General features: G+C 45.7%; 19 protein-coding genes. 14 read left to right on the forward strand and 5 right to left on the reverse strand.

Features of this window, described 5'->3' with window-relative positions; all coding sequences use genetic code 11:
* Window positions 1–15: 15 nt before the first annotated feature.
* A complete protein-coding gene (locus CFT61_RS07085) occupies window positions 16–1,596 on the reverse strand; it encodes an L-lactate permease (RefSeq protein WP_089543769.1) in 1,581 nt (526 codons plus the stop codon).
* A 177-nt stretch (window positions 1,597–1,773) separates the two neighbouring features.
* Between CFT61_RS07085 and CFT61_RS07090 the strand changes: the two genes are divergently transcribed.
* The 6 genes from CFT61_RS07090 (at window position 1,774) to cysK (ending at window position 7,003) form a co-directional block, all read left to right on the forward strand.
* Window positions 1,774–2,274: an RNA polymerase sigma factor gene (locus CFT61_RS07090; RefSeq protein WP_089543770.1), complete on the forward strand. Its 501-nt coding sequence runs from the start codon at window positions 1,774–1,776 to the stop codon at window positions 2,272–2,274.
* Between the two features lie 16 nt (window positions 2,275–2,290).
* Window positions 2,291–2,881, forward strand: coding sequence for a hypothetical protein (locus CFT61_RS07095; RefSeq protein WP_089543771.1), 591 nt, complete (start codon window positions 2,291–2,293; stop codon window positions 2,879–2,881).
* A gap of 66 nt (window positions 2,882–2,947) precedes the next feature.
* Entirely contained in the window at window positions 2,948–3,394 is a 447-nt protein-coding gene (locus CFT61_RS07100; RefSeq protein ID WP_089543772.1) for a DUF6108 family protein, read from the forward strand.
* A 63-nt stretch (window positions 3,395–3,457) separates the two neighbouring features.
* On the forward strand, window positions 3,458–4,360 hold the full coding sequence (locus tag CFT61_RS07105; protein ID WP_089543773.1) for a hypothetical protein: 903 nt from the start codon (window positions 3,458–3,460) through the stop codon (window positions 4,358–4,360).
* A gap of 367 nt (window positions 4,361–4,727) precedes the next feature.
* Entirely contained in the window at window positions 4,728–6,023 is a 1,296-nt protein-coding gene (locus CFT61_RS07110) for an O-acetylhomoserine aminocarboxypropyltransferase/cysteine synthase family protein (RefSeq protein WP_006849406.1), read from the forward strand.
* A gap of 32 nt (window positions 6,024–6,055) precedes the next feature.
* On the forward strand, window positions 6,056–7,003 hold the full coding sequence (cysK, locus tag CFT61_RS07115; RefSeq protein WP_089543774.1) for a cysteine synthase A: 948 nt from the start codon (window positions 6,056–6,058) through the stop codon (window positions 7,001–7,003).
* A 185-nt stretch (window positions 7,004–7,188) separates the two neighbouring features.
* On the opposite strand, the gene CFT61_RS07120 is transcribed toward cysK, so the two are convergent.
* Entirely contained in the window at window positions 7,189–8,529 is a 1,341-nt protein-coding gene (locus tag CFT61_RS07120) for a hypothetical protein (protein ID WP_089543775.1), read from the reverse strand.
* 820 nt (window positions 8,530–9,349) lie between these two features.
* Here CFT61_RS07120 and CFT61_RS07125 point away from each other — a divergent pair.
* The 3 genes from CFT61_RS07125 to CFT61_RS07135 are packed head-to-tail and all read left to right on the forward strand — an operon-like array spanning window position 9,350 to window position 12,212.
* Complete coding sequence (locus tag CFT61_RS07125) at window positions 9,350–10,582, forward strand: site-specific integrase (protein ID WP_089543776.1); 1,233 nt, start codon at window positions 9,350–9,352, stop codon at window positions 10,580–10,582.
* A 59-nt stretch (window positions 10,583–10,641) separates the two neighbouring features.
* On the forward strand, window positions 10,642–11,853 hold the full coding sequence (locus tag CFT61_RS07130; RefSeq protein WP_089543846.1) for a site-specific integrase: 1,212 nt from the start codon (window positions 10,642–10,644) through the stop codon (window positions 11,851–11,853).
* Window positions 11,850–12,212 carry a hypothetical protein gene (locus tag CFT61_RS07135; RefSeq protein WP_089543777.1) on the forward strand — a complete coding sequence of 121 codons (363 nt, stop codon included), beginning with the start codon at window positions 11,850–11,852 and terminating at the stop codon, window positions 12,210–12,212. Before CFT61_RS07130 ends, CFT61_RS07135 begins: the two co-directional genes overlap by 4 nt.
* A 768-nt stretch (window positions 12,213–12,980) precedes the next feature.
* Here the strand turns inward: CFT61_RS07135 and CFT61_RS07145 are convergent.
* A complete protein-coding gene (locus tag CFT61_RS07145; protein WP_089543778.1) occupies window positions 12,981–13,289 on the reverse strand; it encodes a helix-turn-helix domain-containing protein in 309 nt (102 codons plus the stop codon).
* An 85-nt stretch (window positions 13,290–13,374) separates the two neighbouring features.
* Entirely contained in the window at window positions 13,375–13,686 is a 312-nt protein-coding gene (locus CFT61_RS07150) for a helix-turn-helix domain-containing protein (RefSeq protein WP_089543779.1), read from the reverse strand.
* Between the two features lie 397 nt (window positions 13,687–14,083).
* Between CFT61_RS07150 and CFT61_RS07160 the strand changes: the two genes are divergently transcribed.
* From CFT61_RS07160 to CFT61_RS17235, 5 genes are all read left to right on the forward strand, one after another.
* Entirely contained in the window at window positions 14,084–14,566 is a 483-nt protein-coding gene (locus tag CFT61_RS07160) for a DUF3408 domain-containing protein (RefSeq protein WP_089543781.1), read from the forward strand.
* 184 nt (window positions 14,567–14,750) lie between these two features.
* Window positions 14,751–15,164: a plasmid mobilization protein gene (locus tag CFT61_RS07165; RefSeq protein WP_089543782.1), complete on the forward strand. Its 414-nt coding sequence runs from the start codon at window positions 14,751–14,753 to the stop codon at window positions 15,162–15,164.
* The gene (locus CFT61_RS07170) at window positions 15,161–16,111 is read left to right on the forward strand and encodes a relaxase/mobilization nuclease domain-containing protein (protein WP_089543783.1); all 951 of its coding nucleotides are present in this window, start codon (window positions 15,161–15,163) and stop codon (window positions 16,109–16,111) included. Before CFT61_RS07165 ends, CFT61_RS07170 begins: the two co-directional genes overlap by 4 nt.
* A gap of 32 nt (window positions 16,112–16,143) precedes the next feature.
* On the forward strand, window positions 16,144–16,896 hold the full coding sequence (locus CFT61_RS07175) for a hypothetical protein (RefSeq protein WP_176425534.1): 753 nt from the start codon (window positions 16,144–16,146) through the stop codon (window positions 16,894–16,896).
* 430 nt (window positions 16,897–17,326) lie between these two features.
* The gene (locus CFT61_RS17235; protein ID WP_233524809.1) at window positions 17,327–17,506 is read left to right on the forward strand and encodes a hypothetical protein; all 180 of its coding nucleotides are present in this window, start codon (window positions 17,327–17,329) and stop codon (window positions 17,504–17,506) included.
* Window positions 17,507–17,611: 105 nt separating this feature from the next.
* Here CFT61_RS17235 and CFT61_RS16915 read toward each other — a convergent pair whose 3' ends face one another.
* Complete coding sequence (locus CFT61_RS16915; RefSeq protein WP_176425535.1) at window positions 17,612–17,779, reverse strand: hypothetical protein; 168 nt, start codon at window positions 17,777–17,779, stop codon at window positions 17,612–17,614.
* Between the last annotated feature and the right edge of the window lie 389 nt (window positions 17,780–18,168).

Here is an 18,168-nt window from a genome sequence, read left to right on the forward strand (position 1 = left end):
TATAAGAAAAGAAGATCAGCAACCGAAGTAAACCATCAGTCCGCCCAATACGATATACAGCAGGGCGTATGGGATAGCCGAGCGGAGAATCTCTCCATCCTTTCCCTCCATATCGCAGGCTGCAGTAGCGATGGCGATGCTCTGCGGACTGATCATCTTGCCACCCGTGGCTCCCGTGGTATTGGCAGCAACCAGCCAGTTCTCCTGACCGCCCTCCATACCAAAGAATGTGCTTTGTCCCGTCATGCCCAACTGGTTGGCAACATGAGCCTGGAGCTTGGCAAAAAGAATATTCGAAGAGGTATCAGAACCCGTAACGAAGGTTCCGATGGCACCAATCATCGGCGCTACCAAAGGATAGAAGTCGCCCGTCACAGCCACCAGACCTGAGGCGATGGAAGTAATCATTCCCGAATAGTTCATCACACTTGCCAGGGCTATCAGCGAACAGATGGTCACCACCGTCTTGCGCAGATTCACCGTGGTACGGGCAAGAATCACCATCAATCTCTTGAGGCTCAATCCCTGAACCAATCCACCAATCGTAGCACCCAGGAAGAGCATCAATCCTGCATTGGAAATCCAGCCAAACTTAAAAGTGCTGTCGAGCACAGGCAGATGAACCGCACTCACCAGATGACTCTTGAGGAAAGCATTGACCGGAGGACAGAGTGCGCCGGAAACCAGGATGAATATCAATATAAAGAGGTAAACGCTCCATGCCTTCAGGCTCTCGGCAAGCGTAAAGGTTTCCTTATCCTGCACCTTGCTCTTTCTGGCAAACACCTTGGCGTATGCGATGATGGCAATAATGGCTGCCAGCGAACCGATGATAGCCGGAGTCTCCGAACCGAGATAATAGCCGCATACAAACTGCACTACCACGGAAATCACTCCCACCCAGAGGGCGATGATGAGATTCTTGATAAGATTATGCTTATCGGTAAGCGTCAGGATGATGAAAGGCAGGATGATAAAGAGAGGTGCCAGCTGGATGATGGCAAAGGCCGAAGTCTCGCAAATCTGTGCCGCCGAAGCCGATCCGCTTTCCGCCACCTCATTGCAGAGCGTAGTAACCGGCACGCCCACAGCACCAAATCCCGTAGCCACGGTATTACCGATCAAGGAAACCAGAGCCGAGAACATCGGCTTGAAGCCGAGTCCGATGAGGATAGCAGCAGGTATCGCCACCGCTGTTCCGAAGCCCGCCATACCTTCGAGCAGTCCGCCGAATCCCCATACGAGGAGCAGCACGAGCAGTCCCTTATCATCGGTAATCGATGTAAACTGCCTCTTGATTACCTCAATCTGCTTGCTTTCCACGAGGATATTATAGCTGTAGATAGCCATCAGGATGATGATGAGAATCGGGAATACCGCCTTCAGGATGCCTTCCACCACCGCCCATCCCGTCAGGGCGATCACGCTATCCTCCGCATGTTCCGGGGCAATCATGCCTAGCGGCGAAGCAGCGAAGAGAGCGAGCAAAACGGTAATTACGAGCGTCAGCAAGGCGCTTTTATGACCTGCCATCTTGAAGCCGAGCATCAGGATGAACAGCAACACGATGGGAATAATAGAAACTATTGATGCCATAAGCCATTCAGTTTTTTATTGTTTTCGATTGAAAAATTTTATGTTTTCGATTGCTAAATTTTATGTTTCACTTGCAAAAATACTATTTTTCTTTGAAAAAAGAAAGCATTTTTTGAAAAAAATCTTTTTTAAGATGTCCGATTTTTCAATTTCATACGTCTATAGAGTGTTAAGGTTATGAGAACAGAAGAATTCAACCATATCATCCTACCGATGCGCAGCAACTTGAAAGCGTATGCGCTAAGGTTGACTGAGAGTGACGACAATGCCGAAGACCTCGTGCAGGAAGTCATGCTCAGGCTGTGGGACATGCGCCAGAATATCCAGGCAGAAGATAACCTCAAGGCGCTCGCCATCACCATCATGCGCAACAAGTTTTATGACCAGTGCCGACATGAGGAGCGGAACTTCACCACCGACAAGGTGATGGAAGTACCCATAGAAGACCGGCGGGCAGAGCAACGGGACGAGGTAAATCTCATCAAACAGATAGTGGCACAGCTCCCGCCCTTGCAGCAGCAGATATTCCGCATGAAGGAGATAGAAGGCTATACTGCCGATGAAATCATGCAGATAACGGGATGCACAGCTGATAATCTCCGAAAGAATCTCTCCCGAGCCCGACTCAAAATCAGAGAGACCTATATGAATATCGTGAAACAGAACAGAACAAAATAAAGAAGGAGGAAAGAAGATGAACGATAAAATAAAAAGAATCGATGAATTCAAGAATACCAATGAATTCAAGACGATACAGAACTTGCTCGACAAGTATATGGATGGAGCCACTTCCAATGAGGAAGAGGCAACGCTCAGAAAATATTTCGAAGAGCATGGCAATGATATTCCGGAAGAATGGGAATCCTATCGAGCCCTCTTCAGCTATATCGGATTCGAACAGATGAATCTTTCTCAAATTCTAAAAGAAGAAGAGAAGGAGATAGAAAAGGAGGATATTCTAGAAGATGAAGAAAAGAATATCCCAAAGAAAAAAGGAAAGGAAGAGGAAACTTCTCCAAAGAAGGAAACTTTTACAAAGAAGGAAGCTTCTCGCAGCAGATGGCTCAAATATTTCGGCACTTCTGTGGCAGCCGCCGCTATCATCGCATTCCTGATTGTGTGCATCCAGAAGATAGCCCAGCCTCAGCCTGAATGTTATGCGGTTATCGATGGAAAGGTTTATACCGACCAGGAGTTCGTTCATAACGAAGCCCTGGATGCCCTGGAAGATGTTTCGGCAGATTCCGAAGATCCATTCAGTGCCCTGGATATGATGAAACAATAAATTCATCTTTTAGATGAAACAATCAATCAAACTATAAAGTATAATATATATAATAAGGTATAGAATATGAAACGATGCAACTTGATAAAACGCTTCTTCATCGGACTGCTTCTTATCGTGGTAGCCTCGATTTCGGCTAATGCCCAGGAGGGGCTGTACGTAAAAAGTATATTCCAACGCTTCGGACACGCCAAGGGATGCAAGATGGTTACGATGCAGAATACGCAACTCAAAGGTTACAAACTCAAGATATACAAGAGCCTGGTATATAAGTACCATGCCACGGAAATAGCCCACTATCTGAAGGCCGACCGCAAGGCTGCAAAGAAAATCAGAGAGGTGGTGGAGAATGGCAAGATGGTGAGCGGCTATTACATGATGGCCCCCTTGAGCAATGGAGACAACCGCTTTATCCTCTTCAGCAATCCGAGTGAAAGCAAGGGAACCGTGATTTATATCGAAGGCGACCTGTCGCCCAAAGATATCATGCAACTCTGCTATTCCAGAAGATAGAAACAGCATCTTCCTACAGGAATCCTCTCAATAAGAATAAGAAACAACATAAAATAAAGTATTATGAATATCAAAAACGTAATGATGATGGCTGCCATGATGCCAGCCTTCGCCCTTGCTGAAACCAACAGCAACAGTGCACCAGCCTCGGTAGAGGCTAACGACACCACAATCAGAGTGAACGACCAGAACATCGTCATCAGGCAGGATGGCGAACAGACTTCTGTGAAGATATATAAGATGAACGGCAACGAGATGAACGAGATGACCAAGATTTCAGAAACCCAATTCGTAGATGGTCAGGAAGTAGAAAAGGTATTTGTCACCTCACCATTCATCCCTCAGACCTTGAGCAAGCGCAAGCGCAGTCTGGAGAGTCATTATCCAACCTTCTTCTTCGGCTGCAGCCAGTTGCCAGGCAGCAGGGGAAGCATGGGAGGCAACAACGAGATGCACAGTCGCGACTCCAAGTCGTGGGAATGGGGCATCACCCTCACCAGTCTCTGCTTCCGCCTTTCCAACGAAATGGCGCTCACCTCCTCTCTCTCCATCGGACAGGTACACCACCATTTCAAGGACAATTATGTATTAAGCACCGAAAACGGGGTATCGGCAATGACTCCGATAGAAGGCGAAACGCTGAAGAAAAGCTATATCAGCTACAATGTGCTCCGCCTGCCTATCATGCTGGAGTGGCAGAAGCGCATAGGATGCCATGATGCATTCCTGGCGTTAGGTCCATCGGTAGAATACCGCTGGCATGAGCATTCCCGCTACTTCATCGGAAAGCACAAGCATACCGAAACGGGCGATATCAACCTCAACCCTATCGGCCTGAACCTGGAAGCCCGTGCCGGCTACTCAGGAGTGATGCTCTACGCCCGTGCCGGAGTAACCCCGCTGCTCAAGAAGACCAAGGCTCCCGAGTGCTACCCGATGACCATCGGCTTAGGATTCAGATTGTAACATAGCTGCAATGTAGCAGAAATATAGCTGTAATGTAGCAAAACATAACTGAAACTGTCCCCATCTGAAACACCCATTCAGATGAGGACAGTTTTTTATTCTGCCAAATTCGGGAATTAAAAACGGCCAAATTCGGGAAAAATATTCGGCCAAATTCGGGAATTTTGCCCATTTTTCTGCTAAAAAATGCCCGAATACCACAAACGTGGTAGCAGGAATACTACTCATATGCTATTTCAGAATCCAAAAAATCGCCGTACCTTTGCAGCGTCAATCAGAACAAACAGTCTATCTGATTTCTGGGCGGCAATTTATATAAATGAATAAGATTGAATATTAACGTAAAATTAAAGAAAGGACATAGATTATGAGTACAGAAAAGAAACTTCGCTTTGAGACACTTCAGTTGCATGTAGGTCAGGAAAATCCAGATCCAGCTACCGACGCACGTGCGGTGCCTATCTACCAGACCACAAGTTACGTGTTCCGCAACTCTCAGCACGCTGCCGATCGCTTCGGACTCCGTGACGCAGGTAACATCTATGGTCGCTTGACCAACTCTACTCAGGGTGTATTCGAAGACCGTGTAGCTGCCCTCGAAGGTGGTGTAGCCGGTTTGGCTGTCGCTTCTGGTGCTGCCGCCGTTACCTACGCTCTGCAGAACATCCTTCAGAATGGCGACCACATCGTAGCTGCCGACAACATCTATGGTGGTACTTATAACCTCATCACTCATACATTATCCACACAGGGTGTAAGCTACACCATCGTGGATCCTCGCAACTTCGAGCAGGTAGAGGCTGCCATCCAGGACAATACCAAGGCACTCTATGCAGAGACCTTCGGAAACCCTAACTCTGATGTAACCGATATCGATAAGTTGGCAGAGATTGCTCATCGCCACAACATCCCATTGATTATCGATAATACCTTCGGCACCCCATACCTCATCCGTCCTATCGAGCACGGAGCAGATATCGTGGTTCACTCTGCAACCAAGTTCATCGGCGGTCACGGTTCATCTCTCGGTGGTGTCATCGTAGATGGCGGTAAGTTCGACTGGAAGGCAAATGCCGACAAGTTCCCTACTCTCGCTAAGCCAGACCCATCTTATCATGGTGCCGTATTCGCAGATGTAGCCGGAGCAGCAGCCTTCGTAACCAGAATCCGTGCGGTCATCCTTCGTGATACCGGTGCAACCATCTCTCCATTCAATGCCTGGATTCTTCTTCAGGGCTTGGAGACATTGAGCCTCCGTGTAGAGCGTCACGTTCAGAATGCATTGAAGGTGGTAGAGTATCTGGAGAATAACCCTAAGGTGGCTAAGGTTAATCACCCAGCCGTTCCTTCTCATCCAGACCACGAACTTTACAAGAAGCTCTTCCCTAACGGCGGTGGTTCTATCTTCACCTTCGATATCAAGGGCGGCGAGAAAGAGGCATGGGAGTTCATCGACCACCTGCGCATCTTCTCTTTGCTGGCTAACGTAGCCGACGTGAAGTCACTGGTTATCCACCCAGCAACAACCACTCACTCTCAGTTGAGCCCAGAGGAATTGGAGGAGCAGCACATCTATCCTTCTACCGTTCGATTGAGCATCGGTATCGAGAACATCGACGACCTGATTGAGGCACTCGATGAGGCATTTACCTACGTAAAGTAAATATTATTAATGATTTAAATTAGAGTACAGTTATGGCAAAGATATATAAGCAGATTACTGATTTAATCGGTAAGACCCCATTGGTAGAATTGGGTAAGTATTCAGCATCCAAGGGTTTGGAGACTCCTGTAATTGCCAAGGTAGAATTCTTCAATCCTGGCGGAAGCGTAAAGGATCGTGTCGCACTTGCGATGATCGAAGACGCTGAGCAGAAGGGCATCCTGAAACCAGGTGCCACCATCATCGAACCAACCAGCGGTAACACGGGTGTAGGTTTGGCTCTGGTATCAGCCGTAAAGGGCTACCACCTCATCCTCACCATGCCTGAAACCATGAGCGTGGAGCGCAGAAACCTGGTGAAGGCTTACGGTGCTGAAGTGAGATTGACCAGCGGTAAGGACGGAATGCCTGGCGCCATCAAGGCTGCCGAGGAACTCCGTGATTCCATTCCGGGTTCCGTGATTCTGGGACAGTTTACCAACCCAGCCAATCCTGCCAAGCACTATGCCACAACTGGACCAGAAATCTGGGCTGATACCGATGGCGAGATTGATATCTTCGTAGCCGGTGTAGGAACAGGCGGAACCATTTCGGGTATCGCCAAGTACCTGAAGGAGCAGAATCCTAACGTGAAGGTGATTGCCGTAGAGCCTGCCACATCGCCTGTATTGAACGGCGGACAGAGCGGTCCTCACAAGATTCAGGGCATCGGTGCCGGTTTCATTCCAGAGACCTACTCTTCAGAATTCATCGATGAGGTATTGGATATTCAGAACGATGATGCCATCAAGGCAGGTCGTGATTTGGCTCAGACCGAGGGCCTCTTGGTAGGAATCTCATCAGGTGCCGCCGCCTTTGCAGCCACCGAGATTGCGAAGCGTCCAGAGAACAAGGGCAAGAAGATTGTTGCCCTCTTGCCAGATACTGGCGAGCGTTATTTAAGCACTGTACTCTATGCTTTCGAGGAGTATCCACTCTAATTCACATTCGGATATTTTCTGACGGAAGCGAAATCTATCATAATTTCCCCAACCCGCTTTTCTTAGCGGGTTGGGGATTTGCATTTCCCAAAACTTCATATAAAAAAGAGGGGCAGCTTCAGTTGAATGTCTGAAAAAACAACTGAAACTGCCCCTATCTGAGAGCATCTTATTCTACTTTTCGACTATGCTTTTCCGAAAGCACTCTTGCGGAAAAGCGTCTTTCTGCTCACCACATCATATTCCAGATACCCCCGCTTCATCCAGCTCTTCAGCATCTCCCGGGTACCGCCAGGCTTCAGGTTGGCCTCGTCACGAAGCTTTTCCAATGCCTCCCAGGTAAAATCATCAGGCAATTGCTGGAGAAGATTCTGCGGACCGCGGGAGGTGAAACGCTGATGTCTCTCATCATCTATCAGATCCCAAAAGAAGCGCATCTTGCACCACAGATCATAATGCAGCGACCAGCGGATGAAATCATCTATCTCATCCTCCCACTTGCAACCGTTTGCCACATAGAGCACACAAGCCTTGAGATAAGCTATCACGAGAGCACGGAATGAGAAATTCTCGTAGATGCGGTCCTGACTGCAGATAGAGAAATCACGACATTCCTCCATGAGTTCGTTGATGAGACGGACGGCCTGAGGACAGTCTATCTTGCCGCGCACCTTGCACAGGCGATTGATGTAAGGACGAAGCTCCTCATCGAATGCCTCATCATAATCGCCATACACCGGCATATCAGAACCGATTTCACGGGGCGGAATGGTACAGAAATTGATGCGGGAGAGCGGACCATCTGATACCACCTTCTTGAAGAACTGACGACCGTGACCGATGGTGGTACAGGCATTCCAGTTATAGAGGATGTGTACCCTTTCGTTCACAGAACCGGGCATAGCGCGGGTCTGCCCGAAGGAGTTACCGGGGTCAAAGGCGAGGCACATGATAGTCCATTTTCTGCCTCTCTGCTTGCCCTTTCCGCCATCCTCGATGGCATCCCACTGATCAATCTCGTTCATGTTGGAGTAGAGGAAATGGCCCTTGGCATCATACATTCGCTGCACGAAGGCTGCCGAAGTCATGTCCGGATCCACTTCCTGCACCATCAGGTCGGTAGGACGCTTCGGCTTATACTTGTGCGTACCCATCGTATTCACCTCCAGCTTCCACTCTTTCTCTCGCTGCAGGTTCACCTCATCCCGCTTGCGGATATCGGCCATGATGTGATTAATCGGAGCATTCACGCAGCTCTTTCCTGCACCTGTGGGGGCCATGAGCACGTTCATCAGTGTTGCTTCGTGTTCTACACCATCTACATACTCGAAGCTTACCTGATAGAGGTGGGCGGCGAGAGATGGGAATACGGCATGAGCCACGGCTGGCTTGTAGATGTCAGGGGTACGACTCACTAGGAGCTTGATAAGCGATGGCAGTTTTTCCGGCATCGCAGGGGGAAGTTCCTCTTCCTCCTCTTCGTCTTCAAACAAAAGATCTTTCTGATTCTCTTTGTTTTCTTCCATTTTGTTTAGTATTTATTAGTTGACGGTTGAAGTTATTTTCAACACACCACAAAATTACGAAAAATATCCAAGACCACCAAACGTTTCCGCAAGTTTCTACTCATATCAGGAATCTTTCTACTCCCATTGAGATTTTTCCTACTCACATAGGGACAGTATCACTTATTTCAAGATACATCAATCTATCATTCTTCATAACATAAGCTATATTATATATAGATAATATTATTTATAATATATATTATATAGTATATATATAGATATCTATATATTAATATATTATATACTTATAAGAATATAATATATCCTATATATGAAAGAGAAGCGCAAAGAAGATTAATATCTTTACATTTTAACAACCTTAATAAATCTTACCTATCTCTACCCTATGGTTTAATGTCCATTTGAAAAACTGAAACTGCCCCCATGTGATTCCATCATTTAAACGAAGAGTTATTGATAAGAAAACATTGAGTGATGCGGCACAAAACATTGAGTTGTCACCCAAGAAATTACGAGTTAGGATTATTAACATAAAGCTCTAAAGCAGCCAAAGGAGAATAAGAGAGGTTGGAACGTAAACAGTTGGGAATGAGTAGATTTGCACAAAGTTGCCAAATCGACATAAAGCAAGCGAGTGAGGAATATTGAAGTAGTTCAGTTACTAAATCGTGAGCCACAGTTACCTATGCAAAGCAGGTAACAATGCGGAAAGGCAACTTTGTGCATCAACGGATTTTATTGCACTGATTCTCAATGTTTTGCGTATCAAGGAACGCTTACAAAATGATTATATTTGCACACTCAAAATGTAAGCGTTATGAAAATCGAAAAATTCAAGGTGTTGCTCTACCTAAAAAAGAGCGGAATGGACAAGAATGGAAAAGCTCCCATCATGGGACGCATCACGGTGAACAGGACTATGGCGCAGTTCTCCTGCAAGTTGTCTTGCACTCCATCGCTTTGGAATCCTCGTGCCAGCCGATTGGAGGGCAAGAGCAAGGAAGCCGTGGAGACCAACAAGGACATCGAGCAGTTGTTGCTTTCCATCCAAAAGGCTTTCGATGTGCTTGTGGAAAAGAGAACGGACTTCGAGGCTAAGGATGTCAAGGAGGCTTTGCAGGGCAGCGTCAAGACACAGACCACCCTTCTCTCCTTCGTGGACGAGCATATCAGTGAACTCAGCACCCATGAGGGCATCGATATGTCGAAGAGCAGTGTCTGGACTTACAGAAAGATTCGCAAGAATCTCGCTGAGTTCATCGGGGAGAAGTATAGGTTGACAGACTTGGCTTTCGGACAGCTGACCGAGCCTTTCATCAGTGACTTTCACCATTACTTGCTTGACGAGAAAGGCTTTTCATCAGGAACCATCACCATCTATGTGTCGCTCTTCAAGAAGATGTGCCGCATCGCCTTTGAGCGAGGTTTGTGCAAGAACCTGCTGTTCGCCCATTATCGGGTTGGCACTCCAAAGGTTACGACACCCAAGGCTCTCAGCATGTCTGATTTCATAAAAATCCGTGATGCGGAACTGCCCGAAGACAAGCCGAGACTATCCGTTAGCCGTGACATGTTTCTTTTCGCCTGCTATGCAGGAACAGCCTTCATAGACACCGTTTCCATCACGAAAGCCAATGTCAAGGTGTTGGAGGATGGCGACAAATGGCTCATCTATAACCGCAAGAAGACCGGAACACTTGCCAGGGTGAAACTCCTGCCCGAGGCGTTGGAGCTGATGGCGAAATACGAGGACGGGGCAAGAGATACCCTTTTCCCATTGCTGAACACGAATCGTGTTCGTATCGATCTCATCACCATCTGCAAGTTGGCGGAAACGAGCAAGACCTATTCCTACCATTCGGGACGACACTCGTTCGCCAGCCTCATTACGCTGGAGGCTGGTGTGCCGATGGAGACCATCTGCAAGATGCTCGGTCACAAGGATGTGAAGATGACGCAGCGGTATGCGAGAGTAACCCAAAAGAAGCTGTTTGAGGACATGGACAAGTTCATCGCTGCAACCGAGAAGGACTTCGTTCTCGCATTATGAACAAGGCTTTCAACTTTTCTTTTTACAGTTTCAACTACATTATTATAAGGACAACAACTATGAGCAGAAGTACATTTTCAATTTTGCCTTACATCAACAGACAGAAGGTGAAGGCAGACGGAACAGCCAACATACTTTGCCGCATCACCGTTGACGGCAAAAGTGCAGCCATTTCCACAGGCATATCCTGTACCCCACAGGAGTGGAACGCCAAGAAGGGAGAGGTACGGAACGCAAGGGACAACGGACGATTGGCAAGTTTCCTTGCTGAGGTCAAGGATAAATACAACTCACTTCTTACCGCCAATGGCATCATCACCGTGGAAATGCTGAAGGCTGTGTTGAAGGACAAGGACACGACAGGAAGGTTCTTGCTGAACTTTGGTGATACCATCGTGGAATGGTATCGAACCTCAAAAGCCAGACAAACCTTTCTGCACAAGCGAACATGGCAGAAGAACCTGAGAGCCTTTGTCCATTCGTTGGATAAGGACGACATCGCCTTTGAGGACATAGACGAGAATTTCGGGGAGGAATACAAGCTATTTCTGAAACGAGACCAGGGACGCATCGACAGCTACGTGAACCATTGCCTTCTCTGGCTGAACATGTTGATGTACAAGGCAGTGGACAGGAGCATTATCCGCTTCAATCCCATAGCCAAGATAGGGTATGAGAAGAAGGCAGCCCCGAAGATGACCCATATCAGCAAGGCAGACTTCATCAAGATGCTCTCTACCCCGATGGCTGACGAGCGAACGGAGCTTGCACGCAGATGTTTCATTTTTGCCTCGCTCACCTCCTTATCCTATATAGATGTAAAGAAACTGTACCCTCACCATATCAGTGAGAACTCCGAGGGTAGGAAGTTCATCCGCAAGGAAAGAGAGAAGACAGGCGTGGAGTTCTTCGTGCCACTCCATCCGATAGCCGAGAAGATTCTTTCGCTCTACAATACCACGGACGACAGCAAGCCTGTTTTTCCACTGGGTGAGAAGAAAGACATCTATCTTGATGTGCATACCCTTGGAATGGTGCTTGGCATAAGTAATAAGTTGGGATTCCACGCCAGCCGCCATACATTCGGAGTCTTGATGCTCAACGAGGACATTCCCATCGGCAGCATAGCCAAGATGATGGGACACGCAGACATCACAAGCACACAGGTCTATGCGCAGGTGACGGAGCAGAAGATTTCAAATGACATGGATAAGCTTATTGCCAAGCGAGAAAGGAACAGATTATCGAACGAAAAAACTATTGGAAAATGAACAGAGGAGTTATAACTATCAGCGAGAGCGGAACGGTATCCATGCCGACCGATACTGTATGGATGACCATGCAGGAGATTGCCGACATGTATAATGTGTTCGGCTGCTATGTGCGCAAGGCTGTCAAGGCTGTATTCGAAGACGGCATTCTGAAAGAGCAGGGTGTGCGTCGTCATGTCAGGAAGAACGACCGCATCAGCTATGATGTGTATAGCCTAGAACTCGTCATTGCGGTAGCCTTCCGTATTGACAGCATTGAGAGCAGAGCCTTTCGGGAGTTCATCATGCAAGCCATCATCAAAAAGCAGACCAACCGCCCGAAGTTGGTCTGCCTGTGGTCGAAGAATATAATGGTGTAGCAATTACATTTTTCATCAATGACCTCTATTCTTTGAAAACTAATGTGTTAAAATTTTATAAAGGTTTTAAATTCATTTGCTTTATTCAATTTATTTCTCTAAAATTGCAGTGTCAAACAAATAATGAACTAAAATGAGACTTTTGGATTTTTATATAATATGGAGAGGAGATATGCTATTTGCAACAGTTGTTCCTATAGCATATTTCCTATTGTACCTAAAAAACAAACAAGTGACATTTGTCTTTTTGAAATTTGTAATGGCATTTGTGATATGTTTGTACTGGGCAACATACGCTTGTACTTTTTTTATTCATATTATGATGTTATAGGATGGTTTAAAATACTTATAATACCTGTTTTTTCCATTTATAGTGGATTTGTACTTCACCTTTTAAAATCGAAGAAGAAAAAGGTGTTTTTTCTTATCTCCATAGTCTATATAATATTTTGGTGCATGTTAATATTTTGGCATTGCATGAGTAGTATGTAATGCAAAAGAATGAAGAGAGATGATTCCTAATTGTATAGGAATCCTTCAAGCAACGTTCCTTGGAGGCTTTGCGCCTCCAGCCACTTGGGCGAACCTCCGCAGTGTGTTTTAGCATGGTATTAGATTTTATACAGACCATACGGAGAACACCCGGCAAACACGACCAACTCGGTATAGCCAATAAAATGAGGCTACAACCTATAACAACCACGCTCGGTAAGTTATACGTTGTCGCCTTGTTCATTTCACCCCACTCATCAAGGACATGTATTTCTCCTACAAGCCCTTCATTCTGTACGCCTCACGATAGTTAGCCATCAGAATCTTCTGAATGTCGGACTCGCGGTAGAGTATCTTTCCGCCAAGCTGGATATACGGGATGACACCGTTGTTTCGGTAGTCCTGCAGGGTTCTTCGGCTCAGTTGCAGTCTGGCACAAAGCTCCTTGTCCGTCATGAAGCGCTCACCGTCAAGCATGGGGCGGTAGTTCATCACGACACGTTCAAAATTGTCAACCATTCGGTTGAGGTGGTTCACGATGTGGTTCATCCACTCGCTGTTTCTTGTCATTACTTCATTGTTCATAGTTGTCTCGTTTTATTGTTAATACTTACGTTACTCGGTTTACTTGCTGCATTGGATAAAGTGGCTGTTGTATATTGACAGCCTCCTAACCTGTGCGCTTGCGAAAGCGCATGTCCTTTTTCCTGTCCTCCACTACAGCTACGATAGCCATCACGTCCTCCGGCTTGTAGTAGGTCTTGTGGCTGATTTGCGTATAAGCCAATGTTCCGTTGTCCCGAAGCGTCTGCACTGTCCGTGGGCAGATGTTGAGCGTCTGACACACGTCCTGCGTGTCGAGCCACTTGTTCATGGTCTTGTCCTCACTGCGTTCACGGATTCTGTCCATGCGCTTCACGAAGTTCTTCAACTGGGCATCAAGATAGTTGAATGCCTCTTCCTCGAATACGATGAATCCCATACTTTTCTTTTTTTTAAGTTGATACTATTTTGTATGTCGCAAAGCTCCACGCATATGCAGTGCTCTACGTTTGTGAGTGCAAAGATAAGGCACGGCAATCTAAAAACAAGCGTTTTCAATTTCTGTGGCAGTATGTTGCCGGGGTTTGCCGACTTCAACGCCAAAAACAACAAGAAAAACTTGCACGACTGCAACGAATACATGAACAATGATGAGTTGAGAAATACGTTGAAGTTCTCACAACTATCTCGGTATGCAGATAAGCAAGCCACAACTAAATTGCCACGTTACACCCAATCAGTTGCATGGCTGCACTCAGTACACTTACTTTGCACCCGACAATCGGTCAATGGTGCAAACCGTGACCACTATACTAACAAATAAAACAGCATAAGCTATGGCAAGAACAAAAGATGTAGTATTGGCTCCTGATCAAAAGGAGCTGATGGAAAAAGAGTATTTGGATTTTGTTAAACCATCTACGTATGGCAACAAAGCCAATCCAAGTAGTTGTGATTCTCTCTATGATGATGTAGAGAACCCAGAGTTGAGAGCAATTGTAGAGAAAGTTGCTGCAACAACTCCCTATAGAGAGGAAACATCAACGAACGAGGCTCAATCGCCACCGAATCCGCAGAAGCGCATCAGTGGCAAGCAGCGCAAGGCGACATTGGAGGAGTATCAGCAGACCTTCCTCCAAGTTCCAAGGATTGACGACCGCAAGCCAGTCTTCGTCAGTTCCGATGTACGAGACCGTCTTGATCGTGTCGTCCGCATCCTCGGAGGGAGACGCATGAGCGTATCGGGCATCATCGAGAACATCGTGCGCCACCACCTAAGCCTTTATGAAGAGGACTTCGAGGCTTGGCGCAAATTGTGAGAATTAAGGTCTGCGACCTTGGACGTGGATAGCTGAAAGGCTGTAGTTCCAACTAACGTGTTCTGAGAGGGAGCAAGGTTATGTTTTGGGAACCCAAAAACGCCTCGCTCCACCATGAGGGCGGAGGAATTTTGCTCCCGACGGTCGCAGAAAGTGAGTGTACCAACTGTAAACAGTATATCGAATGACAAACATACAGGAACAGAATAGGAAAAAGGGCGGAAGACCGTCTACGGGCAGGGTTCGCAAGCTGTCGAAGTCTGTCACGGTGAAGTTCTCGAAGCCAAGCTACGAGGCTTTGAGACTGAGGGCAAGAAAAGCCAACCGCAAATTGGCGGAGTACATTCGTGAGTCCGCCTTGAATGGCGAGGTGGTCAGCGGACACAACGCAGAGACGGTAGCCATCGCTAAGAGTCTCATAGGCATGGCGAACAACCTCAACCAACTTACCAAGCTGTCGCATCAGAGAGGTTTCCATGAAACCCATGTATATGTGGTGGACTTGTTGAGAAGATTGAAAGCAATCCTTGGCGAGTATCGCCAAGCAAGTTCTAAACCGAAGCCAAGCGGAATGAACAGAAAGGAGGATACCACATGATAGGAAAGCTAAAGAAAGGCGCATCATTTGGTGGTTGCATCCGCTACGTGATAGGCAAGGACGAGGCGAAAATCCTTGCTTCCGATGGTGTTCTGCTCGGCACGAATGCCGAGATAACGCAAAGTTTTGAGCTGCAAAGACAGCTAAATCCAAGGATAAAGAAGCCTGTGGGACACATTGCTTTGAGCTTCAAACCAGAGGACAAGCCACGTTTGACGGATGAGTTCATGGCTAAGATAGCCCTTGAATACATGCAGATGATAGGCATCACCGATACCCAATTCATCATCGTAAGGCATCACAATACGGACAATCCACATTGTCATATTGTGTACAACCGCATCAATAACGAGGGCAAACTCATATCAGACAGGAATGATTATAGGCGTAATGAGCAAGTGACCAAGGCTCTAAAATCAAAGTATGGGCTGACTTACGGAACGGACAAGAGCAATACTAATACTCGCAAGTTACACAATGCTGAGCGTGCCAAATACGAGATTCACAATGCAGTCAAAGATGCCTTAAAAGTTGCAGATAGCTGGCAGAAGTTCAAGAGTGGGCTTGAAAAACGAGGTGTTCGCTTGGAGCTTGTCTATAAGGACAAGGAGAGAACCAAGGTACAAGGCATCCGATTCAGTAAGGACGGATATAGCTTCAAGGGTACGCAGATTAGCCGAGGCTATAGCTTTGGCAAACTGAATGCAAGGTTTGAGGGAATGGAGAACCATGTATCACCAAAATCCAACTCTACTCTGCAATACGAGCAAGGCTATCACAAGAGCAACCATGAACCATCCATGTCGGATAGCAGCCAGGACCCTTGGGACGGTATTTCTTCCATCGGCTTGTTCGCTCCGTCTAATGCCCAAACTTATGAGTCATTCCCAGAGGATGAATCCGCCAAGAAGAAAAAGAGGAAACGCAGAAAGGGCTTCAGCCTTTGATGCAAGTCATAAACTTAAAATTAGAATCGAACATGAAAGAAGAAATGTTAGAAGCCATCTACGGCACAGTTGAGAGATTGGAGCAAAAAGTCAATGAACTTTCTGCCTCACTAAAGAATACAGAGGCGGAAAGCACTCCGGTCTCTGTAAGTGTTGATACAAGCAAACTTGAAAAAGCTATTCTTGCTATGGCTGTAAAAGAAGGGGAAGCTATTGACAAATTGGTAAGATTAAGAGAGGCTATCTGTATTTTTACCGACCTTACCAAGAAAGAAGCAAGCAAAGATGAACAGCGAAGCAAACTCTTGTTTGATACCATTAATCAGGTGAAACAAGAGCTGAATGCCACATCAAAAAATGTGCAGGACAAACTTCACGCAATGGATAACACACCTCTGAAGAAAGTAGTGACTCATCGCTTCGAGCCAACTTCAAAGTATGTTCTTCTTTTAATTGGAGGCTTGGCTCTATCTCTTGTCATCTCCATTTGGGGTAATCTCACCCAATGGCAAGAGCATCAAGCTTTGGAGATTGCAGACTTGAAATATCGGGCATTGAAGATGGTTCTTCCATCTGATGATCGAAATGTCCGATACATCGAAAAGAACTTCTCCGTATGCCCAAATAAAGAAGTTATTGAGAATGTGAGAAATCGTGTTACTGCTTATGAGGATTCTGTTCGCCACCATTATGAAATGATAGAAATAGCAGCAATTAAAGATAGCATTGCTAATAGCCTATTTAAAGAGGCGAATGAAATTAAAAAGAAAATTAATCAGAAATAATAGACAACGACCATCTTGGTACAAGCGCATCCTTCGTTTCGACAAGATTAAGACCAACGGCATTCGCATTGTCTACGACAGCGCAAGAGCTTGTCCGTGCATCAATAATGTTTCAGCATACTAACTTTCATTAAACTCTCAACTATTCATCCGTGTCCGTGATGCTACACGTTTGACATTGCGGACACATTTTTACGGCTATGAAATAGAAAATGGTAATTATAGCAGTATTGGTTATTGCATTTGTTACGTCTTATAAATATGCGGCACAGGACAAAATGATGCAGGTATTGATTCTATCAAGATTGAAGAATATACGGCAGTTTTAGAAAACAAAGTCAGCTTGGATTCCATTGCTGGAACATATTGCAGTGTATTACCGCCTAATGTTGAAACAACGCTCACGTTAAATGCTGATGGTACCTACTTGTTGATACGGACATTCAAAGAGAAACAAATTGAACAAAAGATAAGAGGTATTTCCCAAGTGCTTGACGGCAACATATTGATACTTGTACATCCTTCGAGTAATGACAATATATTATATAAGGTGAGAGGGGATAAAAGCGTTTTTTTACAGGATTCGTTTGGCAACGAACCTAAAAAATAGGATAGTAAGAGCTATACTCTGAAGAAGAAAGGATAAAATGCAAATATGCGAGAGTGTAAAATAAACTGCGTCAGGTTATAATTATTATAGCCTGACACAGTTTATTTATATGCTCACTGCCCGTTCAGGAGGACACCCGACACGATTATCCTCTCGCTCTGTTGTATAGAGCGGTTTGAAAATGTCTTCGTCAACCTTGGAGGTTACTTCCTTGTAGAACTTGTTATGCCAAGCTGACTCATCGTCGTACATACGACTCTCTCGCTTGCACATCAGCCCTGAAGGAGAACTGAACAAGTTGAATTGCTTTGTCTTTGGACTCTTTTGGAAATTTCAGTGATACCTAAAAATTTCTTTGCGGTTTTTCGTGCCCTAATCAATATCTCCTAAAAAGACTGGTTATTTCATAACCATAATGTTATGATTTTTTAATTAATTTGCGTAATATTTTTTCCCATTTTTTTTCAGTTACAAATGATTCTGGAAGATTTGGTAAAAAAAACAAAAAAACATTTAAATAATCGATAAACTCATAAATGACGAAGAAAAAAAACAAATTATACTTGATAATATTTTTATTATTTTGTCCATAACAATATTGTTAAATTTTAGTAAAGGTATGTAAGCATGATAACTTACATGCCTACACACCTTTTGTCTAT

The organism is Segatella copri, from assembly GCF_002224675.1.
Taxonomy (GTDB): domain Bacteria; phylum Bacteroidota; class Bacteroidia; order Bacteroidales; family Bacteroidaceae; genus Prevotella; species Prevotella copri_U.